The sequence below is a fragment of the Streptomyces sp. NPDC002104 genome, from assembly GCF_053593795.1.
In genome coordinates this window covers 54,337-78,849 of the sequence record NZ_JBSFDF010000018.1, presented here as the reverse complement: position 1 = coordinate 78,849, position 24,513 = coordinate 54,337, and the positions used below count along the sequence as shown (strand labels likewise).

Annotated in this window: 21 protein-coding genes and 1 pseudogene; 16 read left to right on the top strand and 6 right to left on the bottom strand. The window is 73.0% G+C overall.

What is annotated here, in order from left to right; translation table 11 throughout:
* Positions 1–53: 53 nt before the first annotated feature.
* Positions 54–1,310, top strand: a complete 1,257-nt coding sequence (locus ACWCP2_RS17720; protein ID WP_450909507.1) for a cytochrome P450 — start codon at positions 54–56, stop codon at positions 1,308–1,310.
* Here ACWCP2_RS17720 and ACWCP2_RS17715 read toward each other — a convergent pair.
* Complete coding sequence (locus ACWCP2_RS17715; RefSeq protein WP_450909506.1) at positions 1,270–1,995, bottom strand: hypothetical protein; 726 nt, start codon at positions 1,993–1,995, stop codon at positions 1,270–1,272. The two genes, ACWCP2_RS17720 and ACWCP2_RS17715, sit on opposite strands and share 41 nt — an antisense overlap.
* A gap of 101 nt (positions 1,996–2,096) precedes the next feature.
* Between ACWCP2_RS17715 and ggt the strand changes: the two genes are divergently transcribed.
* The gene (gene ggt / locus ACWCP2_RS17710; protein ID WP_450909505.1) at positions 2,097–3,896 is read left to right on the top strand and encodes a gamma-glutamyltransferase; all 1,800 of its coding nucleotides are present in this window, start codon (positions 2,097–2,099) and stop codon (positions 3,894–3,896) included.
* A 3-nt stretch (positions 3,897–3,899) separates the two neighbouring features.
* On the opposite strand, the gene map is transcribed toward ggt, so the two are convergent.
* Positions 3,900–4,667 (bottom strand): type I methionyl aminopeptidase, encoded by a 768-nt coding sequence (gene map / locus ACWCP2_RS17705; protein WP_450909504.1) that lies wholly within the window; start codon positions 4,665–4,667, stop codon positions 3,900–3,902.
* Between the two features lie 64 nt (positions 4,668–4,731).
* Here map and ACWCP2_RS17700 point away from each other — a divergent pair, with 64 nt between their 5' ends.
* Both ACWCP2_RS17700 and ACWCP2_RS17695 read left to right on the top strand, forming a co-directional pair.
* Positions 4,732–4,983, top strand: a complete 252-nt coding sequence (locus ACWCP2_RS17700; protein ID WP_450909503.1) for a helix-turn-helix domain-containing protein — start codon at positions 4,732–4,734, stop codon at positions 4,981–4,983.
* A 142-nt stretch (positions 4,984–5,125) separates the two neighbouring features.
* Positions 5,126–6,343, top strand: a complete 1,218-nt coding sequence (locus ACWCP2_RS17695) for an alginate lyase family protein (RefSeq protein ID WP_450909502.1) — start codon at positions 5,126–5,128, stop codon at positions 6,341–6,343.
* 11 nt (positions 6,344–6,354) lie between these two features.
* On the opposite strand, the gene ACWCP2_RS17690 is transcribed toward ACWCP2_RS17695, so the two are convergent.
* A complete protein-coding gene (locus ACWCP2_RS17690) occupies positions 6,355–7,242 on the bottom strand; it encodes an MBL fold metallo-hydrolase (RefSeq protein WP_450909501.1) in 888 nt (295 codons plus the stop codon).
* A gap of 133 nt (positions 7,243–7,375) precedes the next feature.
* Here ACWCP2_RS17690 and ACWCP2_RS17685 point away from each other — a divergent pair, with 133 nt between their 5' ends.
* From ACWCP2_RS17685 to ACWCP2_RS17640, 10 genes are all read left to right on the top strand, one after another.
* On the top strand, positions 7,376–7,804 hold the full coding sequence (locus ACWCP2_RS17685) for a MarR family winged helix-turn-helix transcriptional regulator (protein ID WP_450909500.1): 429 nt from the start codon (positions 7,376–7,378) through the stop codon (positions 7,802–7,804).
* Positions 7,805–7,917: 113 nt separating this feature from the next.
* Positions 7,918–8,316 carry a PPOX class F420-dependent oxidoreductase gene (locus tag ACWCP2_RS17680; protein WP_450909499.1) on the top strand — a complete coding sequence of 133 codons (399 nt, stop codon included), beginning with the start codon at positions 7,918–7,920 and terminating at the stop codon, positions 8,314–8,316.
* 45 nt (positions 8,317–8,361) lie between these two features.
* Entirely contained in the window at positions 8,362–10,770 is a 2,409-nt protein-coding gene (locus ACWCP2_RS17675) for a hypothetical protein (protein WP_450909498.1), read from the top strand.
* Between the two features lie 174 nt (positions 10,771–10,944).
* Positions 10,945–11,787, top strand: a complete 843-nt coding sequence (locus ACWCP2_RS17670) for a nitrilase-related carbon-nitrogen hydrolase (RefSeq protein WP_450909497.1) — start codon at positions 10,945–10,947, stop codon at positions 11,785–11,787.
* Positions 11,784–13,079, top strand: a complete 1,296-nt coding sequence (locus ACWCP2_RS17665; protein ID WP_450909496.1) for an aspartate aminotransferase family protein — start codon at positions 11,784–11,786, stop codon at positions 13,077–13,079. The genes ACWCP2_RS17670 and ACWCP2_RS17665 overlap by 4 nt, the downstream gene beginning before the upstream one ends.
* 17 nt (positions 13,080–13,096) lie before the next feature.
* Positions 13,097–14,500 carry a dihydropyrimidinase gene (hydA, locus tag ACWCP2_RS17660; RefSeq protein ID WP_450909495.1) on the top strand — a complete coding sequence of 468 codons (1,404 nt, stop codon included), beginning with the start codon at positions 13,097–13,099 and terminating at the stop codon, positions 14,498–14,500.
* Between the two features lie 29 nt (positions 14,501–14,529).
* On the top strand, positions 14,530–15,528 hold the full coding sequence (locus ACWCP2_RS17655) for a TIGR03842 family LLM class F420-dependent oxidoreductase (protein WP_450909494.1): 999 nt from the start codon (positions 14,530–14,532) through the stop codon (positions 15,526–15,528).
* 134 nt (positions 15,529–15,662) lie between these two features.
* Entirely contained in the window at positions 15,663–17,279 is a 1,617-nt protein-coding gene (locus tag ACWCP2_RS17650) for an MFS transporter (RefSeq protein WP_450909493.1), read from the top strand.
* 87 nt (positions 17,280–17,366) lie between these two features.
* Positions 17,367–18,845, top strand: coding sequence for a cytochrome ubiquinol oxidase subunit I (locus ACWCP2_RS17645; protein WP_450909492.1), 1,479 nt, complete (start codon positions 17,367–17,369; stop codon positions 18,843–18,845).
* Positions 18,842–19,894, top strand: coding sequence for a cytochrome d ubiquinol oxidase subunit II (locus ACWCP2_RS17640; protein ID WP_450909491.1), 1,053 nt, complete (start codon positions 18,842–18,844; stop codon positions 19,892–19,894). The genes ACWCP2_RS17645 and ACWCP2_RS17640 overlap by 4 nt, the downstream gene beginning before the upstream one ends.
* Before the next feature lie 29 nt (positions 19,895–19,923).
* On the opposite strand, the gene ACWCP2_RS17635 is transcribed toward ACWCP2_RS17640, so the two are convergent.
* From ACWCP2_RS17635 to ACWCP2_RS17625, 3 genes are read right to left on the bottom strand one after another with little or no spacing between them, the layout of a single operon-like run.
* Complete coding sequence (locus ACWCP2_RS17635; RefSeq protein ID WP_450909490.1) at positions 19,924–20,562, bottom strand: 4'-phosphopantetheinyl transferase superfamily protein; 639 nt, start codon at positions 20,560–20,562, stop codon at positions 19,924–19,926.
* Positions 20,563–20,577: 15 nt separating this feature from the next.
* On the bottom strand, positions 20,578–20,808 hold the full coding sequence (locus ACWCP2_RS17630) for an acyl carrier protein (protein WP_450909489.1): 231 nt from the start codon (positions 20,806–20,808) through the stop codon (positions 20,578–20,580).
* Between the two features lie 13 nt (positions 20,809–20,821).
* The gene (locus tag ACWCP2_RS17625) at positions 20,822–21,682 is read right to left on the bottom strand and encodes a hypothetical protein (protein ID WP_450909488.1); all 861 of its coding nucleotides are present in this window, start codon (positions 21,680–21,682) and stop codon (positions 20,822–20,824) included.
* Between the two features lie 400 nt (positions 21,683–22,082).
* On the opposite strand from ACWCP2_RS17625, the gene ACWCP2_RS17620 reads away from it, so the two are divergent.
* Together ACWCP2_RS17620 and ACWCP2_RS17615 are read left to right on the top strand one after the other, a co-directional pair.
* Entirely contained in the window at positions 22,083–23,177 is a 1,095-nt protein-coding gene (locus tag ACWCP2_RS17620) for a phytanoyl-CoA dioxygenase family protein (RefSeq protein ID WP_450909487.1), read from the top strand.
* Positions 23,159–24,457: pseudogene (locus ACWCP2_RS17615) on the top strand (DUF6271 family protein); the annotation flags it as partial. The gene ACWCP2_RS17620 and the pseudogene ACWCP2_RS17615, both read left to right, overlap by 19 nt.
* Positions 24,458–24,513 lie beyond the last annotated feature (56 nt).

Below are 24,513 nucleotides of genomic sequence, written 5' to 3'. Positions count from 1 at the left end.
CGCCCGGCGGAGCCCCCTTGCGGGGCGGGCCGCTCCCCGCCACCGTGTGGCGCATGGACCAAGGACCGGCCCCCGACGTCTTCGACCCGCGCCTCTACGCCGAAGGCGTCCCGTACGACCGCTACCGCCTGCTCCGCGACCACCACCCGGTGGCCTGGCAGAGCGAGCCGGAGGTGCTCGGCTGGCCCGCCGGCCCCGGCTTCTGGGCCGTCACCCGGCACGCCGACGTGGTCCGGGTGCTGCGCGACCACCGGACGTACTCCTCGCACCTGGGCGCCACCCAGATCCGCGACCCCGACCCGGCCGACCTGCCGTTCCTGCGGCGCACCATGCTCAACCAGGATCCGCCCGACCACGGAACCCTGCGCCGGACCGTGGCCCGCGCCTTCACCCCGGCCCGCGTCGACGCCTTCGCCGCCCGGGTCAGGGGACGCGCCCGTACGCTGCTGCGCGCCGCCCGCGACGGCGCCGAGGACGGGGCCGCCGACGTGGTGCGCACCGTCACCGACGAGTACGCCCTGCTGAACCTCACCGACCTGCTGGGTGTGCCCGCGGCCGACCGGGGGCTGCTGCTGGAGTGGACCGTACGGATCATCGGGTACCAGGATCCCGAGGACGCCCCGGCGCCGCGGCTCGGCCCCGAGGGGAAACCGCTGAACCCGCGCTCGCCGGCGCTGCTGGGGGAGATGTTCGCCTACGCCCGCGAACTGGCCGCGTACAAACGGGCCCACCCCGGCGACGACGTGATGACCGCCCTCGCGCTCGCCGGACTCCAGGACGCGGAGCTGGAGATGTTCTTCTTCCTGCTCACCGTCGCGGGCAACGACACCGTGCGCAGCGCCGCGCCCGGCGGCCTGCTCGCCCTGGCCCGCGACCCGGACGCCTACGCCGCACTCGCCGCCGGCCGGGTCCCGCCGGACCGGGCCGTCGAGGAACTCCTGCGCGTGCACCCGCCGGTGCTGAGCTTCCGCCGTACCGCCGCCGCCGACACCCAGCTCGCCGGAGTGCGGATCCGGGCCGGTGACAAGGTGGTGGTCTTCCACGCCTCCGCCAACCACGACGAGCGCGTCTTCGCCGGGCCCGGCCGCCTCGACCTCGGCCGTGCCCCCAACCCGCACGTCTCCTTCGGGGACGGCCCGCACGTGTGCCTGGGCGCCCATTTCGCGCGGCTCCAGCTGCGCGTGCTCCACGAGGAGTGGACCGCGTCCATGCCGGCGCCCGAACTGGTCGGCCCGCCACGCCGGTTGGTGTCGAACTTCATCAACGGGATCACACGGCTGCCGCTGCGGGTGTCCGGGCCGGGCCGGTGACATCGGCGACGAGCTCGGTCACGTCGGGGCCGTAGGCATCGGAGTTGATCACCTTGAGCAGGACGCAGAAGGAGTCGTCCTTGTAGGAGTCGGCCAGCTTGCGGTGGTAGCGGGCCAGGTACCGGGCCGCGGCCTGATTGCTGATGGCGGTCTGCCCGCACAGCAGGAACACCGGCCGGGACCCCCGCCCGGTCGTCAGCCGCGCCAGCAGCACGTGCTCGACGAGGCCCTTCTGCCAGCGGTAGGTCTCCCCGCCGACGGTGATGGCCCCGCGATCCGGTACCGGCTCGCTGGAGACGATGATCCGCACCCCGGGCAGCATGGAGGCCAGATGGGCCGTGGTCCGGGCGTTCGAGGAGGGTCCGCCCACACAGAACTCGGCGCGTTCGCCGAAGCCCTGACGGGCCGCGTCGTGGGTGACGATCTGCACGTTCGCCCCGCAGTCCTTGATCAGGGCGGATATCTCCAGCAGCGCGAAGGCGTCGTTGCGGTGCAGGGAGGAATCGGTGCCGCCCATCTGCCGGTTGACCACGAACAGGCAGTCCGAGCCGGTCGGCAGTCCGAAGAAGGCCTGTTTGCGGCGCAGGGCGCGGCGCCACAGGTAGGTCCGGGTGAACCAGCCGAAACCTCCGCTGCATGCGGTGGCGATCACCCCGAGCACGATGTTGCGGACGTCCTCATTCATGCGGCGGATCGTAGCCGTCACGCCGCCGTCATGACGCGGTGGGTGCGCGGAAGTTAGGCTGCCGCTCCAAGGTCTGACAGGCAGTCGACTGGAGGAACCGAATGCGTGGTCCCGCCGCACGTACGTTAGCGCTCGTCGCGCTCGCCGGGGCGCTCGTCTCGACCGGGGCGGATGCCCCGTCGTCGCAGAGCGCCACCCCGCCGAAGGTCCCGGTGGCCGCCGGCTACGGAGGGGCCGTCGCCAGCGTCGACGCCGATGCCAGCGCGGCCGGCATCGCCGTCCTGCGCTCCGGCGGCAACGCCGTGGACGCCGCCGTCGCGACGGCCGCGGCGCTCGGGGTCACCGAGCCGTACTCCGCCGGCATCGGCGGGGGAGGGTACTTCGTGTACTACGACGCCCGCTCCGGCCGGGTCCGTACCATCGACGGCCGCGAAACCGCCCCGGCGACGGCGACCGCCGGGCTGTTCCAGGAGAACGGCCTGCCGATCCCCTTCGCCGAGGGCCAGACCAGCGGCCGCGGCGTCGGAGTCCCGGGCACCCCGGCGACCTGGCAGAGCGCGCTGGAGGCCTGGGGCACCCGTTCCCTGGGCCAACTCCTCAAGCCCGCCGAGAAACTGGCCCGCGAGGGCTTCACGGTGGACTCCACCTTCCGGGCCCAGACCGAACTGAACGAGGCCCGCTTCAGGGACTTCCCCGACACCAGGGAGCTCTTCCTGCCCGGCGGCGCCCTCCCGGTGGTCGGGTCCACCTTCAAGAACCCCGACCTGGCCGCCACGTACGCCGAACTCGGCCGCAAGGGCGCGGGCGCGCTCTACCGGGGCCGGCTGGCCGAGGACATCGTCCGGGCCGTGCGCACGCCCCCGGTGGACCCGGCCGCGACCCGCGTGGTCCGCTCCGGCGATCTGACCACCGGGGACCTGCGCGAGTACGAGACCAAGCGGCAGGACCCGACCCGGGTCGGCTACCGGGGCCTGGACGTGTACAGCATGGCCCCGTCCTCCTCCGGCGGCACCACCGTCGGCGAGGCACTGAACATCCTGGAGCGCACCGACCTCGGCTCGCTCACCGAAGCCCAGTACCTGCACCGCTTCATCGAGGCCTCCCGGATCTCCTTCGCCGACCGGGGCCGCTGGGTCGGCGACCCGGCCGCCGAGGACGTGCCCACGAGGGAGCTGCTCTCGCAGGCCTACGCGGACACCCGCGGCTGCCTCATCGACCCGGCCAAGGCCCTGACCAGCCCGCTGGCTCCGGGCGATCCCCGCCACCCGGTCGCCTGCGGCGGCTCCGGGCAGGCCGCCCCGACCACCTACGAGGGGGAGAACACCACGCACCTGACGGTCGCCGACCGCTGGGGCAACGTGGTCTCCTACACGCTGACCATCGAGTCCACCGGCGGCAGCGCCATCACCGTCCCGGGGCGCGGCTTCCTGCTCAACAACGAGCTGACCGACTTCTCCTTCGCCCCGGCGGCGCCGGGCGTCCCCGACCCGAACCTGCCGGGCCCCGGCAAGCGGCCGCGCTCGTCGATGTCGCCGACCATCGTGCTGGAGGACGGGCGCCCGGTGCTGGCGCTGGGCTCCCCGGGCGGGGCGACCATCATCACCACGGTGCTCCAGACCCTGACCGGGTACCTGGACCGCGGGCTGCCGCTGGTCGACGCCATCGCGGCGCCGCGGGCCAGCCAGCGCAACCAGAGCACCACCGAGCTGGAGCCGGGCCTGTGGAACAGCCCGGTCCGCGCCGAGCTGGCGGCCCTGGGGCAGGGATTCCGGCAGAACCCGGAGATCGGTGCGGCCACCGGGGTCCAGCGGCTGCCCGACGGGCGCTGGCTGGCCGCGGCCGAGACGAGCCGGCGGGGCGGGGGCTCGGCGATGGTCGTGCACCCGCACGGGAAGCAGTAGGCCTCAGAGGGCGGTGAGGATCCTCGGACCGGCGGCGGTGATCGCGACCGTGTGCTCGGCGTGCGCGGCGCGGGTGCCGTCGACGGTCCGCAGGGTCCAGCCGTCCGGGTCGCAGGCGTAGTCGTCCGTACCGCCCGCGATGAGCATCGGCTCGATCGCGATGACCATGCCGGCGCGCAGCTTCGTACCCTGCCCGGCCGGGCCCTCGTTGGGCACGCCCGGCTCCTCGTGCATGGAGCGTCCGATGCCGTGGCCGCCGAAGCCGTCGGGGATGCCGTACCCGGCGGTGCGGCAGACGGTGCCGATGGCGTGGGCGATGTCGCCGACGCGGTTGCCGTGCCGCGCGGCGGCGATGCCCGCGGCGAGGGCGGCCTCGGCGGTCTCGATGAGCCGCAGGTCGGCGGGGCGGGGCCGGCCGACCGTGAAGCTGACGGCCGCGTCGCCGACCCAGCCGTCCAGTTTCGCGCCGCAGTCGATGCTGACCAGGTCGCCGTCGCGCAGCCGGTAGTCGGTGGGGATGCCGTGCACGATCGCGTCGTTCACGGAGGCGCAGATGACGGCCGGGAAGGGAACCGGTGCGAACCGCGGCCGGTAGCCGAGGAAGGGCGAGCTCGCCCCGGCCTCGCGGAGCACCTCGCGCGCGGCGAGGTCGAGCTCCAGCAGGGAGACCCCTACGGCGGCCCGGTCCCGGGCGGCGGCGAGGGCGTGCGCGACGACGCGGCCGGCGGCGCGCATCAGGTCGATCGATCGGTCCGTCTTGAGTTCCATCATGCCAATAACTATACCGGTATAACTGTAACGGGATACTTATTGGGTCCCGGGGTAGTATGAGGGCATGGTCCGTACCCCCCTCACCCCCGAAGAGCGCGAACGCGGCGAGCGGCTCGGCGCCCTGTTGCGCACCGCCCGTGGCGGCCGCAGCATGGTCGAGATCGCGGCCAGCGCCGGGCTCTCCGCCGAAACCCTCCGCAAGATCGAGACCGGCCGGGCCCCGACCCCGGCCTTCTTCACCGTCGCCGCCCTGGCGGGGGCCCTCGGGCTCTCGCTGGACGAAGTGATGCGGCGCTGCACCCTCGTGCCCGTGTAAGGGGCTCCGGGTGGGCGGGCCACGGCCGTTCGGCCGACGGGCCCGCCCTTCGGCATGCCGTTAGGGCGGGCCCGGCGGGCCGAACGGCCCAATCGGCGGTGGGAGGGCCGGGGCGCGGGGCAAGCGTGAAGGCGTGTCAGACATGAACGCATCCACATCCAAGCGACTCGGCCTCGGACTCGTGGGCGCCCTCCTCGCGGGCGGCCTGCTGCTCGCGGCATGCGCCGCCCCCGAGGGCCGGGCCCACGCCAGGGACCCGGGCGAGGTGGTCTTCCGCCACCCGGGCGTCGTCGTCAGCCACACCCGGCTCCAGCACGCGAAGCAGATGGTCGCGGCCGGCAAGGAGCCGTGGAACTCCGCGTACCGGGCGCTGCTCAAGAGCCGCTACGCCTCGCTCGACTACCGGGCCCACCCGGCCGACGTGGTGCCCTGCCCCTTCAACTCGGGGCCGCAGTCCTGCCTCGACGAACGGCAGGACGCGATCGCCGCGTACACCCACGCCCTGCTGTGGTCGGTGAACGGCAAGGCCTCCCACGCCCGCAAGGCCGTGCAGATCATGGACGGCTGGTCCGCCGTGATGAAGCGTCACGCCGAGGACAACGCCGGCCTCCAGGCCGCCTGGTCGGGCTCCACCTGGGCGCGCGCCGCCGAGATCGTCCACGCCGACTACCCCGGCTGGGGCGCCGGGCGGGTCGCCCGCTTCAAGGAGATGCTGCGCACGGCCTATCTCCCGGCCGTCCGCGCGCAGGTGCCGGCGTACAACGGCAACTGGGAGCTGGCCATGACCGACGCCGCCCTCGGCATCTCCGTGTTCCTGGAGGACCGGGCCGTCTTCCAGGAGTCCCTGGACCGCTTCCGCGACCGCGTTCCCGCGTACTTCTACCTCAAGCGGGACGGCGCGCACCCGCTGGCGCCGCCGCGCACCGCCATCGACTCGCCGGAGAAGGTGACGGCGTACTGGTTCGGCCAGGCAACGTACGCCGACGGCGTCGCCCAGGAGACCTGCCGCAACCTGATGCACGTCGGCTACGCGCTCGCGGCGTCCGCGCACATCGCGGAGACGGCCTGGCACCAGGGAGTCGACCTGTACGGGGAACAGGGCGAGCGGCTCCGGGCGGCACTGGAGTTCCACGCGAAGTACCAGCTGGGTGAAGAGGCCCCCGCGTGGCTGTGCGGCGGGAAGCTGGAGCGCACGATGGGACCCGACCTGGAAGTCGCCCTCCAGCACTACGCGGTGCGGACGGGGGCGAAACTTCCGTACACCCGCGAGCTGGTCGAGAAGACGCGGCCGGCCGGGACGGACGACCTGTTCGTGGCGTGGGAGACCCTCACCCACGGGGAGCCGGCGCCGGCCGCCTGAGGCGGCCCTTCTCAGACGTCCACGGGGTGCCATTGCGTGCCGCCGTCGGCGTCCTGCCGCACGTGCCCGAACACCACGTCGGCGAAGTGGACGCCGAAGCCGATGGTGTCCGGCTCCGCCAGCTCGGCCACGAGCCGGCGGCGGTGGACGGCGGTGCGGGCGGGATCGTGGTCGAAGGCGGCGGACCACTCGGGGTGGTCGATCTGGACCGGTGAGTGCGCGGCGTCGCCGAAGGCGATCAGCCGTCGGCCGCCCCCGGTGACGACGTACTCGGCGTGCCCGTCGGTGTGGCCGGGAGCGATTCGCACGCGGACCCCGGGGAAGATCTCCTGCCCGTCGTCGACCGTGCGCACGCGCGGCGCGAGGGCGGCGGCCAGTTCGGCCGTGCCCTCGGCCGCGGAGGGGTCGAGGGCGGCCCACTCGGGTGCGGTGACCAGGTACTCGGCGCGGGGGAAGAGGGGCCGGCCGTCGCCGGGTACGGGGTGGAGGGCCCAGCCGACGTGGTCGGAGTGGAGGTGGGTGAAGGCCACGGCCTCGATGTCCGAGGGGGCGACGCCCAGTTCGGCCAGGCTGCCGGGGAGCGCGCCGCCGTGGATCGCATCGATGGGTCCGCCCGGGGTCCGGAAGCTCTGCGGGCCGATGCCCGCGTCGATCAGCAGTGCCCGGCCGCCGTGCTCCACGAGCAGGGCGCCGACGCTGCCCACGAGGTGGCCCGTGGCGTCCAGGTACTCGGGGTGGGCGGCCCATGCGTCGTCGGTGGTGTCGGGGAGCAGCTTCCGGGGCCGGAGCCGCACCTCGCCGTCCGGCACGTACGAGACCTTCGTGTCGCCCAGCCACAGCGAGCGGATCGCGGCCGGCCGGGTCAGTCGTTCCTCGCGCGTCGTCGTCACGTCCTGCATGTGAATCCCCTGGTGAGTAAGTGTCAGTCCACCGCCGGGTGGTCCGCCGGGTGGTGGGGCTAACCATAAGCATCAAGCTTGAATGATTCAAGTTGTAAATATGCTGGCTTGATGGACTTGCTAGACTGGAGCCATGACGACGCCTCCCGAGCACCAGGTCCTCGCCGAGCGGCAGCTGTGCGGGCTGGTGGACGGGCTGGCCCACCGGATCGCCGAGCACGTGCGCGAGCGCGCCGCCACCCTGGGCCTCACCCCGGCCCAGGCCACCGCGTTGCGGGAGATGAGCGGGCCCATGACCATGCGGGAGCTCGCCGAGCGCATGAGCTGCGAGCCCTCCAACGCCACCTTCGTCGTGGACAAGCTGGAGAAGCAGAGCCTGATCGAGCGGCACCCGCACCCCACCGACCGTCGCGCCAAACAGCTCGCCCTCACCCCCGGGGGCGCCGCTCTGCGCACCCGGCTCCTCGGCCTCCTCGCCGTGGACTCACCGGTGTCCGGACTCGCCCCGGAGGAGCAGGGCCTGCTGCGGAGCCTGCTGGAGCGCGCCGTCGCCCCGCGCTGACCGGACTCCCGCCGATCGGGCTCCCGCCGGCCGGGCTCCCGCCGGCCGGGCCGCGTAGGGCCGGGCCGCGTAGGGCCGGGCCGCGTAGGGCCGGGCCGCGTAGGGTCGGGCGCATGACGATCGAGGAGCTGGGCAGAGCGAGGTACGTCAGTCTCACCACCTTCCGCAAGAACGGCACGCCGGTGGCCACGCCGGTGTGGGCGGTGGCGGACGGCGACGAGCTGTACGTGTGGACGCGCGACGACGCGTGGAAGGTGAAGCGGATCCGCAACGACGGGCGGGTCACGGTCGTGGCCTGCGACGTACGCGGGCGGGTGGCCGAAGGGGCCGAGGCCGCCGAGGGTGAGGCGCGGCTGCTGGACGCGGACGGGCTGAAGCGGGTGCGGAAGCTGATGGGGCGCAAGTACACCTGGCAGTTCTGGATGCTGGACGTGCCGGCCGCCATCGTCCGGCGCGGGCGGCCGCACATCGCGATCGCCGTCAGGCTTGCCCCGCCCGCCGTCAACCTTTGAGACTCCTGTAGCCCGCCCGTAACGCGGGTGCGATCCAATGCGGGGATGGAGACCGCGACTTCGCAGGTGATCGGCCAACTCTCCGGATACATGCGGGGGTTGACACAGCGGCTGGATCCGGGGGCGGGCTGGTACGGGGAGTTCCTGCGGCGGGACCCGCAGGGCATGCGGGCCTGTCTGGACGGGGCCGCGATGCCGCCCTGGGACGTACTGGAGTCGCTGCTCGGCGACTTGGCGGCATCGACGGGCGCGGCGGCGCTCGAGCGGGAGGCGCGGTACGCGGCCGGTCTGCGGGCCGCGGCGGTCGGTGTCTGGGACCGGCTGCCGGGCGGTGTGGAGGAACTGCACACCCTGCTCGCCTCGGCCGCCGAGCAGCGGGCACGGGCCCGGGACGCCCTGCGCGTGCTGTCGGCGCGACTGGCGGAAACGGCGGACCCGGCGCAGGCGCAGGCCCTGTCGCGGGAACTCTCCTGGACCCGCGACGACGCCGCCCGCGCGGCGGCCCGCCACGACGACCTGACGACCCGCCTGGAGGCTGTGGCCCCGGGCCCGTCCGCGGGACCCCCGGCACCGGAACCCCTGACCGGGGTACCCGCCCAGCGCACCGCGGCATGGCCGGGCCCCCGGGACGCGGGGTGGCCGGGAGCACCGACGGCCGAGGCACCGGGCCGGGCGCCGGGGACGGCCTCGGACGAGGCGTCGAGGTGGTCGCCGGGCTCGGCCTCGGGTCGGGGGCCGGGCACGCCTTCGGACGTGGCGTCGGGCCGGGCGCCGGGGATGCCTTCGGGCGAGGCGGCCGCCCCCACCGCGGACCCCGTGCCGGACGGGGCGGCGGAGCCCGTCGGGCGGGCCGAGGGACGGTGGCTGCGCGGTGCGCGGCGCAGCGGCGGGGCCCGGTACGCAGGGGCTGCGGCGCCCGACGCCGGGGCCGTCACCGTGCCCCCGGGGCAGCCTTCGTCCGCCACGCCCCTGCGCGGCGCCCGCTTCGGCCGCCCCGCCCGCCCCGAGGCCGAACCGTCCCCGGCGGGGCATCCCGCCGCTCCGGCCGGTCCGGCACGCGGAACCCTGCGCGAGCCCGCCCGCGCGGGCTCCGAAGGCCCGTCCGCAGCTGCGGGCGACGCCGACCACGCTGGCTCCGGCCCCACGGCCGGGCACGCCGGAGCCGCGCCGACGGCGGACGGCGCCTGGCCCCCCGCCGAGGGCCGGCCGCACGGCGCACCCGGCCCCACGGGCCAGGGCACCCGCCCTCCCACGGCCCCGGCTTGGAGCGCGGGGCGCGCCCCAGCACCCGCTAGCGCACCAGCACCCGGCTGGGCTCCCGCCTCGGGCGGGCCTTCCCTGCCGGGCGGGGATTCCGCCTGGGGCAGGGGTGCCCGCTCCGGCGAGGCTCCCGTGCCCGACCGGGCTCCCGTGCCGGGCGGGGATTCCGCCTCGGGCGGGGCTCCCGTGCCCGGCGCGGCCTCCGCCTCCGGACCGGATCCCCGGCCTCACCCGCAGGGCCAGCGCGCTCCGTGGCCGGACCGCGCTCCCGACGGCTCCGCCCACTGGGCCGCCCCGACCCCGGGCGCCGGCCCGCAGGGCGTTTCCCCGGCGTGGGACGGCTCTGCCTCTGCCGACGGCCCGCAGGGTGCGTCCGCTCCGTGGCGCGCCCCGGCTTCCGCCGCCGACTCGGACGGTGCTTCCGCCCCGAGTGGCGGCCCGCAAGGCGCGTCCGCTCAGTGGCACGCCCCGGCGGCCGGCCTGCACGGCGGCTCCGCCCCGGGTGGCGGCCCGCAAGGCGCGTCCGTTCAGTGGCACGCCCCGGCCGCCGGCCTGCACGGTGGCTCCGCCGCGGGCGGGGGCTCGCACGGGGCGCCCGGCCAGTGGCGCGCCCCGGCTTCCGCCGCCGACTCGGACGGTGCTTCCGCCCCGGGCAGCGCCCCGCAAGGCCCCGCCCCGTGGGCCCGAGGTCCCCGGGGTCTCGTCGAGGGGCTCATCGCGTTGCGGAGTCAGGGGCGGAGCGGGGAGGCGCATGTGCTGCTCTGCGAGGCGGCTGCCGGGCCCGCCGGGGAGCTGGTGGTGCTGGGGGAGGAGCTGGGGCGGGCCGGGCTGGTTGCGGACTGGGCCACCCTGCTCTGGGAGGCGGCCTCGCTGCCGCCCGCGCGGTTCGCCGCGGCCGCCGCCGCGCTCGGGCCGGCCGACCGGGAGGCCCTGCTGCGTCAGGGTGCCGCCCGGCCGGCCGCCGAGATCGCCGAGGCCGCCCTCGTGCTCGCCGCGGCCGACCACGCGGAGGAGGCCGACGCGCTGCTCGCCGCCTTCGTGCGGGTGCGCACCGCCGAGGAGTCGGCCCGGCTCGCGCGCCGGGATCCCCGGTGGTTCGCGCCCCGGCTGCTCCGCGCCGCCGAAGCCCTCTCGGGGGCTCATCACCGCGACCTGTTGCACGCCCTTCGAGTCGCGAATCTGCCCGTCGGATGATCGGAAACGACCACGTGCCGACGTAACTCCTGCGTTTGGTGATCCACTACTCCAACCGCGCAACGCGGTCTTGCCCCGGGCCTGACCGAGGCCTACCTTCAACTCCCTACGCGCAGCCGTCGAACACCCTCTACGTGCGTAGAAGCCGGCGTACCCCGTCGCGAGGAGCAGCTCATGGCCCAAGTCGTCCGCGCCGCACTCGTCCAGGCCACCTGGACCGGAGACACCGAGTCGATGATCGCCAAACACGAGGAGCACGCCCGCCGGGCCGCTGCCCAGGGCGCGCAGATCATCGGCTTCCAGGAGGTCTTCAACGCCCCCTACTTCTGCCAGGTCCAGGAGCCCGAGCACTACCGCTGGGCCGAGGCCGTCCCCGACGGCCCCACCGTCCGGCGGATGCAGGCACTCGCCCGCGAGACCCGCATGGTGATCGTCGTACCGGTCTTCGAGCTGGAGTCCGAGGGCCACTACTACAACACCGCCGCCGTCATCGACGCCGACGGCAGCTACCTCGGCAAGTACCGCAAGCACCACATCCCCCAGGTCAGGGGCTTCTGGGAGAAGTACTACTTCCGCCCGGGCAACCTCGGCTTCCCGGTCTTCGACACCGCCGTCGGCCGCATCGGCGTCTACATCTGCTACGACCGCCACTTCCCGGAGGGCTGGCGCGAACTGGGCTTGAACGGAGCCCAGTTGGTCTACAACCCCTCCGCCACCTCCCGGGGCCTCTCCGGATACCTGTGGCAGCTGGAGCAGCCCGCCTCGGCCGTCGCCAACGAGTACTTCGTCGCCGCCATCAACCGCGTCGGCCAGGAGGAGTACGGCGACAATGACTTCTACGGCACCAGCTACTTCGTCGACCCGCGCGGCCAGTTCGTCGGGGAGGTCGCCAGCGACAAGGAGGAGGAACTCCTCGTCCGCGACCTCGACTTCGACCTGATCAAGGAGGTCCGCGACCAGTGGGCCTTCTACCGCGACCGCCGCCCCGACGCCTACGGAGGACTCGTACAGCCGTGACCAACCCGATCCCCCTGCACAGCCGGCACCGCTCCGTCCTGCCCGACTGGCTCGCGCTCTACTACGACCGCCCCCTCGAACTCACCCACGGCGAGGGCCGCCACGTCTGGGACGCGGACGGCAACCGCTACCTCGACTTCTTCGGCGGCATCCTCACCACGATGACCGCCCACGCCCTGCCCGAGGTCACCAAGGCCGTCTCCGAACAGGCCGCGCGGATCATCCACTCCTCCACCCTCTACCTCAACCGCCCGATGATCGAACTGGCCGAGCGCGTCTCGGCGTTGTCCGGCATCCCCGACGCCCGGGTCTTCTTCACCACCTCCGGCACCGAGGCCAACGACACCGCCCTGCTGCTCGCGACGACGTACCGCCGCTCCAACCAGATCCTGGCGATGCGCAACAGCTACCACGGCCGGTCCTTCTCCACCGTCTCCATCACCGGCAACCGCGGCTGGTCCCCGACCAGCCTCTCGCCGCTCCAGACGTACTACGTCCACGGCGCGGTCCGCACCCGCGGCCCCTTCGCCCACCTCGACGACGCCGCCTTCACCGCCGCGGCCGTCGCCGACCTGGAAGACGTACTGGGCCAGGCGCGCGGCGGGGTCGCTGCGCTCATCGCCGAGCCGATCCAGGGCGTGGGCGGCTTCACCTCGCCCCCCGACGGGCTCTACGGGTCCTTCCGCGAGGTGCTCGACCGGCACGGCATCCTCTGGATCAGCGACGAGGTGCAGACCGGGTGGGGCCGGACCGGCGAGCACTTCTGGGGCTGGCAGGCCCACGCCCAGAACGGCCCGCCGGACATCATCACCTTCGCCAAGGGCATCGGCAACGGCATGTCCATCGGCGGGGTCGTGGCCCGCGCCGAGGTGATGAACTGCCTCGACTCCAACTCCATCTCCACCTTCGGCGGTTCACCGGTCACCATGGCGGCCGGCGTGGCCAATCTCGGCTACCTCCTCGAACACGACCTGCAGGGCAACGCCCGCCGCGTCGGCGGCCTGCTGCTGGAGCGGCTGCGGGCCGTCGCCGCGACCGTGCCCGCCGTACGCGAGGTGCGCGGCCGGGGCCTGATGGCCGGACTGGAGCTGACGAAACCCGGCACCGACCAGGCCGACCCGGACGCGGCCGCCGCCGTACTGGAGGCCGCCCGGGCCGGCGGACTGCTGCTCGGCAAGGGCGGCGGCCACAACACCAGCGTGCTGCGCATCGCGCCGCCGCTCTCCCTCACCGTCGCCGAGGCGGAAGAGGGAGCGGACATCCTCGCCGAGGCCCTCCACACCCTCAACTAGTACCGGGGGAGACGTACATGAGCAGCATCCGCACCCTCATCCGAGGCGGCCTCGTCATCACCGCGTCCGACGAGCTCCACGCCGACGTGCTGATCGAGGACGGCCGGGTCGCCGCCCTCGCGGCACACGGCACGGTCGCGGCCGGGACGTGGACGGCCGACCGCACGATCGACGCGAGCGGGAAGTACGTCATCCCCGGCGGGGTCGACGCCCACACCCACATGGAACTGCCCTTCGGCGGCACCGCGGCCTCCGACACCTTCGAGACCGGCACCCGCGCCGCCGCCTGGGGCGGCACCACCACCATCGTGGACTTCGCCGTCCAGACACCGGGGCACGCCCTGCGGGAGGGCCTCGACACCTGGTACGCCAAGGCCGACGGCCAGTGCGCCGTCGACTACGCCTTCCACATGATCCTCTCGGACGTCAACGAGCGGACCCTGAAGGAGATGGACCACCTGGTGGGGGAGGGCGTGACCTCCTTCAAGCTGTTCATGGCCTACCCCGGGGTCTTCTACAGCGACGACGGCCAGATCCTGCGCGCGATGCAACGCGCCGCGGGCAACGGCGGGCTGATCATGATGCACGCCGAGAACGGCATCGCGATCGACGTGCTCGTCGAACAGGCCCTGGCCCGTGGGGAGACGGACCCGCGCCACCACGGCGAGGTCCGCAAGGTGCTCCTCGAAGCCGAGGCCACCCACCGGGCCATCCAGCTCGCGCGGGTGGCCGGCTCCCCGCTGTACGTGGTGCACGTCTCGGCGGAGGAGGCGGTCGCGGAGCTGGCCGCCGCCCGGGACAAGGGTCTGCCGGTCTTCGGCGAGACCTGCCCGCAGTACCTCTTCCTGTCCACCGACAACCTCGAAGAACCCGACTTCCAGGGCGCCAAGTACGTCTGCTCCACCCCGCTGCGCCCGCGCGAGCACCAGGCGGCGCTGTGGCGGGGGCTGCGGACCAACGACCTCCAGGTGGTCTCCACCGACCACTGCCCCTTCTGCTTCCGGGGCCAGAAGGAGCTGGGGCGCGGGGACTTCTCGAAGATCCCCAACGGGCTGCCGGGGGTGGAGAACCGCATGGACCTCCTCCACCAGGCCGTCCTGGAGGGGCACATCAGCCGCCGCCGCTGGATCGAGATCGCCTGCGCGACCCCGGCCCGGATGTTCGGCCTCTACCCCCAGAAGGGCACCATCGCGCCGGGTTCCGACGCCGACATCGTCCTCTACGATCCGCACGCCGAGCAGGTCATCTCCGCCGAGACGCACCACATGAACGTGGACTACTCGGCGTACGAGGGCAAGCGGATCACCGGACGCGTCGACACGGTCCTCTCGCGCGGCGAACTCGTCATCGACCGGCGGGAGTTCACGGGCCGGGCCGGTCACGGGGCCTTCATCCCCCGCTCCACCTGCCAGTACCTGTGAGCACCGCACGCAGCAAGGAGCAGCCAGCCATGGACTTCGGCCTCGTCCTGCAGACCGATCCGCCCGCCTCCCAGGTGATCAGCCTCATGAAGCGCGGCGAGCGCAACGGGTTCAGCTACGGCTGGACCTTCGACTCGGCCGTCCTGTGGCAGGAGCCGTTCGTCATCTACAGCCAGATCCTGGCCAACACGCAGCGCATGCACGTGGGTCCGATGGTCACCAACCCCGGGACGCGCACCTGGGAGGTGACCGCCTCCACCTTCGCGACCCTCAACGACATGTACGGCAACCGCACGGTCTGCGGCATCGGCCGCGGCGACTCGGCGATGCGGGTCGCCGGGCGCGCGCCCAACACGCTGGCCCGCCTCGGCGAGGCCATCGACGTCATCCGGGACCTCGCGGAGGGCCGCGAAGCGGTCGTCGACGGGAACCCGGTCAAGATCCCCTGGATCCGGGACGGGAATCTTCCGGTCTGGATGGCGGCCTACGGGCCGAAGGCCCTCGCCCTGGCCGGGCAGAAGGCGGACGGGTTCATCCTCCAGCTCGCCGACCCCTACCTCACCGAGTGGATGATCAAGGCGGTACGGCAGGCCGCCGTGGAGGCCGGCCGTGACCCCGACTCCCTCACCATCTGCGTGGCGGCCCCGGCGTACGTGGGGGACGACCTGGCGCACGCCCGCGACCAGTGCCGCTGGTTCGGCGGAATGGTCGGCAACCACGTCGCCGACCTGGTCACCCGCTACGGCGAGCACTCCTCGATGGTTCCGGACGAACTGACCGAGTACGTCAAGGCACGGCAGGGCTACGACTACAGCCACCACGGCCGGGCCGGGAACCCGTCCGCCGACTTCGTCCCCGACGAGATCGTCGACCGCTTCTGCCTCCTGGGCCCGGCCGAGGCCCACATCGAGAAGCTCCGGGCCCTGCGGGATCTCGGGGTGCACCAGTTCGCGCTCTACAACATGCACGACGCCAGGGAAGCGACCATCGACGCGTACGGCTCCGAGGTCATCCCGTCGTTCGGCTGACGTCCGCGAGCGACTCGGGGCGGTGCGGTGGGCGTGTCATCCCGGCGCGGCGGCGTTCGGCACGGTAGATCAGGCAGGACTCCCGCCAGATCAGGCAGGACTCCCGCCGAGCCCGACACCGTCCCGGAGGTCCCATGCCGAAGAGCGGCGCGCCCCGCACCGACGTTCCGCCCGAGGCACCCGCGCGGGCGCCGCTCGTTCTCGCTTCCCTGATCATCGTTGCCGCGGTCGCCAACCTGAACCTGTCGGTGGCCAATGTGGCACTGCCCGCGATCGGGAAGGCGTTCGATTCCTCCCAGACCTCGCTGAACCTGGTCGCCGTGGGGTACTCCCTGGGCCTCGCCGCATCGGTCCTCTACCTGGGGGCGATCGGCGACCGTCACGGACGCAAGCTGCTGCTGCTCCTCGGCACCGCTCTGTCCGTCCCCGCCTGCCTGCTCGCCGCGTCCGCGCCGAGCGACACGGTCCTGGTGATGGCCCGCATCCTCGGCGGGCTCTCGGCCGGCATGGCCTACCCGACCACCCTGGCGCTCATCACCGCCCTGTGGGCGGGGCCCGGGCGGACGAAGCCGATCGCGCTGTGGTCGGCCCTGGGCGGCGGCATCTCCATGCTCGGACCGGTGATCGCGGGCGCGCTGCTCGAACGCTTCTACTGGGGATCGGTGTTCCTGATCACCCTGCCCCTCGCCGTGGTCGCGCTGGTCATGGCCCTGCTGTTCGTCCCCGCACACGCCAACGAGTCGGCCGAACCGGTGGACAACCTCGGCGGCGTCCTGTCCGTCCTCCTGATCGCGGGACTGGTACTGGCGATCAATTTCGCCGCCGTCCCCCATCAGGGAGCACTGGTCGCCGGCCTCGTCGTGATCGCCCTGGCCGCCGGAGCGGCGTTCTTCCGGCGTCAGCGCCGGGCACCCAACCCGCTGTACGACCTCCACATCGCCGGACGGCGCACGTTCTGGGTCGCCGCGTGCGCGGGAATCATCGTCTACGGCGCCATGATGGGGTCGGCGTTCATCAGCCAGCAGTACCTGCAGAACGTGCTCGGGTACAACCCCGTCGAAGCCGGCGCCGCCATCCTCCCCCTCGTCGTGATGATGGTGCTCGTGGCGCCACGGTCCGCGAAGCTGGTCGAGACGCGCGGCGCCCGCACGACCCTGCTGATCGGCTACGCGTTCCTCTTCCTCGCCTTCGCCTGGATGCTGCTGTTCTGGGGCGAGCACAGCCGCTACTGGCACATCGGCCTGGCCTACGTGCTCACCGGCATCGGCGCCGGCCTCGCCGGGACGCCCGCGTCCCACTCGCTGACCGGATCGGTGCCCGTGCGGCGGGCCGGCATGGCCTCCGGCACCGCCGACCTGCAACGGGACCTCGGCGGGGCCGTCATGCAGTCCATCATGGGGCTGCTCCTCACCGCCGGCTACGCCTCGGCCTTCAGCGCGGCGATCGCCTCCTCCCGCGAGGGCAAGGACGTGTCGGACCAGGTCCAGAGCGAGCTGACGAAGTCGTTCGCCTCCGCCGGTCAGGTCGCCCAGCAGCACCCCCAGTACGCCGGCCAGATCGTCGAGGCGGCACGCCGGTCCTTCCTCCACGGCGACGACTGGGCGTACACCGTCGGCCTGGCGGCGATCGGCCTGGGCGCCCTGCTGATCTTCTTCATGTTCCCCCACCGGGACGCCGAGCGGGAACTCCTGGGGCGCTACTACGCCGAGGACCGCGCCTCCGCCGCCACCGGGAGCCCGCGCCCCAGTTGAGCCGTTCGGTTCGGGAGAGCACCCCATCGGGTCAGTGGCAGTCGCGCCACCGGGCCACGGCAACGCGGTGGTGCTGTCGTGGTGGCGATGAACAGCGCGCTCGCGATCCTGGCGGACCCCCCTCCGCAGCTGCTCCCCGCCCGCCAACTCATGGCCTTCACCCTGGCCTCCCACATCCTGCTCGTTCCCTTCGGCGTGGCTCTTCCCGCCATCACCCTGCTGATGCACTACCGCGGGCTGCGCAGGAGCGATCCGGTCGCCCTGCTGCTCGCGCGGCGCTGGTCGGCGGTCATGGCCGTGCAGTTCGCCATCGGCATCGTCACCGGGACCGTGCTCTCCTTCGAGTTCGGCCTGCTCTGGCCCGGCCTCATGGGCCGGTGGGGCGATGTCTTCGGCCTCGGGTTCGGGGTCGAGGCGTGGGCGTTCTTCCTGGAGGCGATCCTCATCGCCATCTACCTCTACGGCTGGCGGAAACTGAAGCCGTGGACGCACTTCTGGCTGGCCCTGCCCCTTCCGCTGACGGCCCTGCTGGGCGCGTTCGGCATCATCGCCGCGAACTCCTGGATGAACACGCCGCGCGGCTTCTCGCTCGACGCCGGCGGCAACCCCGTGGACATCGACGTCCGCAAGGCGATCTTCACGCCGATCTTCGGTCCCGAGTACTGGCACTTCGTGGCGGGTGTCGTCCTCACGGCGGGCTACGTCGTGGCCGGGGTGTACGCGGTGGGCTGGCTGCGCGGCCGGCGTGACCACTATCACCGGCTCGGCTTCACCGTTCCGTTCACCGTCGCCGCGATCCTCACCCCCGTGCAGTTCGTGCTCGGGGACTCCATCGCCCGCTCGGTCTTCCAGCAGCAGCCGGTGAAGTTCGCCGCCACCGAGCTGGTCTGGAAGACCGGCGCCCACCAGCCGGAGTACCTGTTCGGCCGCCTGCGCGAGGACGGAACGGTCTCCGGCGGGCTCAAGTTCCCCCAACTGGACTCGATCCTCGCCGGTTTCAGCCCGGACACCCGGGTGACGGGCCTGTCCTCGGTCCCCGCGAGCGACCGCCCCACGGCGACCCAGGCCACGATCGCCCACTGGGCCTTCGACATCATGGTGTCCATCGGGAGCGCGCTCCTCCTGCTCGCGCTCTGGTACGGCTGGTGCTGGCTGCGGCGACGCGACCTGCCGGGTTCCCCGTGGTTCTTCCGGTGCGCCGCCGTGGCGGGGGCGGCCTGCCTGCTGACGGTGGAATGCGGCTGGATCACCACCGAGGTGGGGCGCCAGCCCTGGATCGTGTACGAGAACATGCGGGTGTCCGAAGCCGTCACGGACACCCGGGCCGCGTCGCTGTGGACGATGCTCGCCGTCGTCATGGTGGTCTACGTACTGATCTTCGGCACCTTCCTGGGCGTCCTGCTCACGATGCGCACCCGCTGGCGGATCGCGGACGAACAAGAGGGCGGCGCCCTGGCCGCCGGCACTCCGGAAGGCGACGCCCCCTACGGGCCCCGCCGGGCGACCGTCGCGGCCGCACCGGATCACGATCACGGTTCCACTCGCGGTGACGGAGGAGGACGATGATCCAGGACGTCGTGGCCTGGGTGCTGCTGGGCGCGGTCGCCGCCTACGCCTGTGCGGGCGGGACGGACTACGGCGCCGGCTTCTGGGACCTCTTCGCGGGCGGCGCCGTACGGGGCAAGCGGCCCCGGTGGCTGATCGACCACGCCATGGAGCCCGTCTGGGAGACGAACAACGTCTGGCTCATCTTCGTCCTGGTGTTCATGTGGACGGGTTTCCCGGTCCTGTTCCAGACGCTCTTCACCGCCATGTGGCTGCCCCTGGCGCTCGCCACCCTGGGGCTCGTCCTGCGCGGTGCGGGCTTCGCGCTGCGCAAACCCATGACACGCCTCGCGCACCGCAAGATCTACGGCAGGACCTTCGCCGTTTCCTCCCTCCTGGTGCCCTTCTTCCTCGGGGCGGTCGTCGGCGGGCTGGCCACGGGCCGGGTCGCTCCGGGGGTGAAGGCGTCCGCGGACGCGTGGTCCAACGGGACCTCCGTGCTCTGCGGCCTGCTCACCGTCGCCGCGACGGCCTTCCTGGGAGCGGTGTTCCTCACCGCCGACGCCCGCCGCTTCGACGCCCCCGACCTCGTCCACTACTTCCGGCTGCGCGCGTGGTGCAGCCTCGGGTCCATCGCCGTCCTGACCGCCGTCGGCCTCGTCGTCACCCGCCACGACGCGCGCTACGTCCACGACGGCCTCACCAGCGGCGCAGGCCTCGCCTGCGTGCTGGGGGCCGCCGTCTGCGCCGTGGCCACCGCCGCGCTGCTCCTGCGCACGGCCACGGGGTGGGCGAGGATCACCGCGGTCGGGAGCGTCGCCCTCGTCGTCATCGCCTGGGGGCTGGCCCAGCGCCCGTACCTCATCCCCACCTCGCTGACCGTGGACCAGGCGGCCGGAGCGCCGACGACACTGCGCTGGCTGCTCCTGGTCACGGTCATCGCGATCGTGCTCGTCGGACCGCCGCTGGTCCTGCTCTACCGGCTGGACACCAGCGGCGCCCTGCAACCCCTCGCCGACAACGATCTGCGCCGCACGGCGGTGAACCGTGATCCGGGCCGGCACGGCTGACCACCCGGCCCTCCACGACGGCTCCGACATCATCCCCGGGTTCGCCCGATCCCCACGGCATCCCCACCACAGGTCCGGACGGTGATGGGAGCCGCCGCGGCGACCGCGGCGGTGGCCGCCCTTTCGGGGTCCGACCATTCGAGCAGGCGCAGGCCGTCCTGACCGGCCTTCAGTACCGCCTCCCTGCGGACCCACGACCGCAGCAGCGCGGAACCCGGATCCGTACGGGAGGCCGCCTCGCGGAGCTCCGACTCCGGGAGGAAGCGCCGGAGCATGTGCGGGGGCCCCGGGCGGCGGGCCGAGGGCTCGACGTCGATGCCGACGGCTCCCGGGGCGACGGCCGCCGCGACCAGCCCGTCGGCGTGGCTCATGCTGAGCCCGAGTCCCGGCCGGCCCGGCAGGTACGGGCGCCCGTGGCCGGTGCGCCCGCAGCCGGGGCAGAGCTGGGCCGGCTCCGATGCGCGCAGGGTCAGGCCCGTGTGGCGGGCCACGCACAGCCGCAGGAGCAGCCGGGCGGCCACCACCTCGCGGCGGCGTTCCCGTACCCGGATGCGGGCGAGCCGCTGCCGTTCCCAGGGCGCGAGCAGCGCCTCGTCCAGTCCGGGATGGGCGAGGACCTCCTGCGTGGTGGCCACGACGGCGAAGCCCGCGTCCCGGGGGCCGGCCACGGGAGGGCGGGGCCTTCAGCCGGCGGCGTTCAGGAAGCGTTCCTGAACCCGGCCGAGGGTGCGGAAGTCGTCGATGGTGACCTCCTGGAGGTCGATGGTGCTGCCGGAGAGTTCCTCCAGGAGGTCGATGAACTCCAGGAAGTCCATCGAATCGATGAGCCGTGCCTCGATGAGGTCCTCATCGGTGTCGATGGGGCCGTCGAGACCGGGGTTCTTCTCGTGCAGCCATGTCACGAGGTCTTCCATGGGAGTGCTCCTTTCAGGGGCGGGTCGCGGCGCGGAGCCGGTCCAGGGCCCCTTCGGGGGTGCCGTGGGCGAGGATCATGGCGTGCACCCAGCGCTCGACACCGAAGGCGACGCAGGCGCTGTACGCCGGGCCCTCGGAGCCCGCCCGGATGTCCAGCCGTTCGCCGAAGAAGTTGCGGTGACGGTTCACGGAGGCGATGGCGGTGCCGTCGGGGGCGCAGAACTCGTGCTTGACGGGGTCCAGGGCCATGAGCCGGGCCCGGGAGCCGCCCTTGTCGTAGAAGGGGTCGTCGGCCACGGCCCGGCTCAGTTCCAGTCCGAGCAGTGCGGCGGCCTCCCTCACGAACTCGGCGCCGTGTGCCAGGTGTTCGACCGCGCCCTCCTTGGTGCCGAGATACAGGACCTCGCGCATGTGGAAGCCCCACAGGCGGCGCAGTCCGTCGTAGTGGGTCTCGTTGCGGAAGCATCGCCCCGCGGCGGAGAGGCGCAGGCCCGCCTCGCCGATGTCCCTGCCCTCCAGGGAGAGCAGCAGTCCGTAACAGGTGGCGGAGGGCAGGAGGTACCCGGTCGGGCTCAGCGCCAGGTCTCCCGGCGTCCCGCCCGCGGCGAGAGCGTCGAAGGCCTCCGGGGCGAACCGGCCCGCGGAGACGCCGAGATGGGGGAAGTTCCGGAAGAAGTCGAGGCGTGCCAGGCCCTCCACGGAGAGCAGGGGAGGGCCGACGACCTCGGGCGCGTGGAGGCGGGCGGCCAGCCCGGTGAGCAGGCCGTCGAGTCCGTGCAGGAGCGCGGTCCGTACCGGATCCAGCGTGACCAGGCCCGCACCCGGGCTTCTCAGGCCGCCGTCCGGCAGCGCCGTGGTGCTGGGTGTGCTCATGGAATCCGCTCCCTCTGTGCGTGGGCGTGGGTGTCGCGAACAGTCTTCGGGTGCCGGCCGGACGGCGGGGAGGCATGCGTCACGGAGTCGTCGCCGACCGCGCGGCGCATGCGGTGGCGAACGGGCCGGCGGGTGTCCCGTGAGGGGGATCCGACTGCGCAAAGGGGACAGTAGGCCGTCGGCGCACCTATTGTCTAGACCAAATTTACCGGCCCCCGGAGTCACCCCCTTCTCCGCCCGTGAGCATCCCGGCGAGACAACTCCTGCTGTTGAGAACCTACTTGCCAGGGGCTATGGTCTAAACCAATCCGGTCGAACGTGCGCGCTCGCGGAACCGGGGCCGTCCGCGCCCGCCGCAGCGCCGGGCCACCTTCCCCGACTCCCGTTCTGGAGTGACCACATGACGACCCCTGCCCCCAGCCGGACCCGCCGCCCCCGCCTCCACCGGGCGGCCTCGGACGTGCCGTACTTCAGCGCGGACGGCGAGTCGTACCTGGCGCAGAGCACCCTGCGGGAGCTGAAGAAGTCCAGACCCCTGAGGGTCCTGTCCGAGGAGGACTTCGCCCACTGGCAGACCTACGGCTACGTCATCGTCCGCGAGGCCGTCCCCGCGCGGGTCGCGCAGCGGCTCCTCGACTTCACCTGGGAGTTCCAAGGCCTCGACCCGGACAGGCCGGACAGCTGGTACGAGGACCGGCCGATGCGCTCCGAGCTGGACCGGCAACTGCACGTGTACGGCTTCGTGGAGGCGTACCACCACCAGTTGCTGTGGGACAACCGACAGGCACAACGCGTCTACGACGCCTTCGTCGACGTGTGGGACTGCGAGGAACTGTGGGTCACCCAGGACCGGTTGAACCTCAACCCGCCCAACGTCAAGAACCGGGACCGCGCCCTCATCGAGCCCACGGACCGCGGTTTCGACATCGAACTCCACTGGGACATCGACACCACCCTCGGCGTCCCCCCGCAGCGGGTGCAGGGGATCATCGCGCTCAACGAGACCAGGGCGGAGTCGGGAGGCTTCCAGTGCTGCCCCGAACTGTTCCGCCGGTTCGAGGAGTGGAAGGCCGGCCGGCCCGCCGACCGGGACCCGCTGCGTCCCGACGTGGACCGTACGGAGTACCCCGTGGTCCGGCCCGACCTGTACCCCGGCGACCTGCTGATCTGGAACGGCCTGCTGGCCCACGGGGTGGCGCGCAACGGGTCCGCGGACCAGGTGCGCGCGGTCCAGTACCTGTCGATGATGCCCGCCCTGGAGGAGCACGAGCGGCTCAGGCGCTCCCGCGTCGAGTCCTGGCGGCACCTGCGGACCCCGCGCTGGAACCGCACGCTGGTCGGTGACCCCGTACTGCACGAGTCCAAGCGGTACCCCACGGCCGAGCTGAACGCACTCGGGAGCCGGCTGCTCGGCCTGACCTCCTGGCAGGACCCGGTCACCGCCCCGGAAGCGGGCGCGGGCGCGGGGGAGGCGGCATGCGCCGTGTCTGTCTGACCCTGCCGACCGACCGGGCCTGCACCGAGACCATCCTCGCCGTGGCCGAGGAAGCCGCTTACGGAGCCCGCGCGTTCGGCGCCGAGGTGCACCTCCTGATCCTCGACTCCTCCCCGGCCCCGGTCCTCGCCGAGCACCGCGCGACGGTGGCCGCGCTGTCACCGGCCCCCGGCGTGCTCGTGCACCACCTCGACGAGGACGAGCAGCGGGCCTTCCTGCGCGAGGTGACGGCCCGCTCCGGCGCCGGTGCACCGGAGCGGCTGCTCGGCCTGATGCTGCCCTCCGGCATCTCCTACGGGGCCTGCACCAACCGCGCCTTCCTCCTCGCCGAGGCCCTGGGATGCACGTCCGTGCACCGCCGGGACTCCGACAGCCGCTACCAGTACCTCGACGGCGGGCCCGTTTTCCCCCTGCGCCACGAGCTGACGGCCCTGGGACGCCGGGCGGCCGACGTTTCCGCCCTGGTGACCCGCAGCAGGCTCGACCCCGCCTGCGCGCACCGGCCCGTGGCCCTGGTCGGCGGCTCCTTCATCGGCGAGATGTCCGTCGACGTCGAGGAGATCCGCCGCCTCGACCCGGCCGTGTACGAGGAGGTCATCGGCCTCTCGGTGCCCGCCGGCCTCCCGGAGATCTGGCGCCGGAACCAGATCGAGCGGTCCTTCCGCGGCGCCGGAACCACCCCGTTCACGGGCGACCGCACCACACTGACCGCGGTCGCCCCGACGCAGGTCGACATGTGCAACATCGCCCTCGACCGGGAGGTCTACGGCCGGGTCCCGCTGCCACCCGCCACCGACACCATCGGCAGCGACTACTTCCTCACCCGCCTGGTCCACGACGCGCGCCTGCCCGGGGTCCTGCACAACCGGCACATCGTCAACTTCCACACGAAGGAACGCCGGACCGACGCCGGCTTCCTCGCCTACCAGATCAGGTTCGCCAAGTTCCTCCTCGCCGAGGGCCACTTCCAGAGCGTGTACGCCGCGACGAAGACGGCCGGTGACGCGCTGCTGGACACCGGCGGCCACGTGCGGGCCGATGCGGTCGCCGGCCTCGTCAGGGGCGGCATCCGCGTGGACCCCGCGGAGAACGCCGGACGCCTCGACGTCCTCGAACGCTCCTACCGGTCCCTCGGCGGCCGCTACGCCACCGCCGCCGACGCCCTCGCCGGACGCCGCGCCCAACTCCTCGACGAGGCGGGCCGGGACATGGAGGACTTCGCCCTCCTCGTAGACTCCTGGGCCCAGTTGACCCGGGCGGCCCGCGCGACGGCCCTAGCCACCGCACCGGCCGCCCCGCCAGCCGGCTCATCAGCAACCCCGGCGGTCGCCCCGGC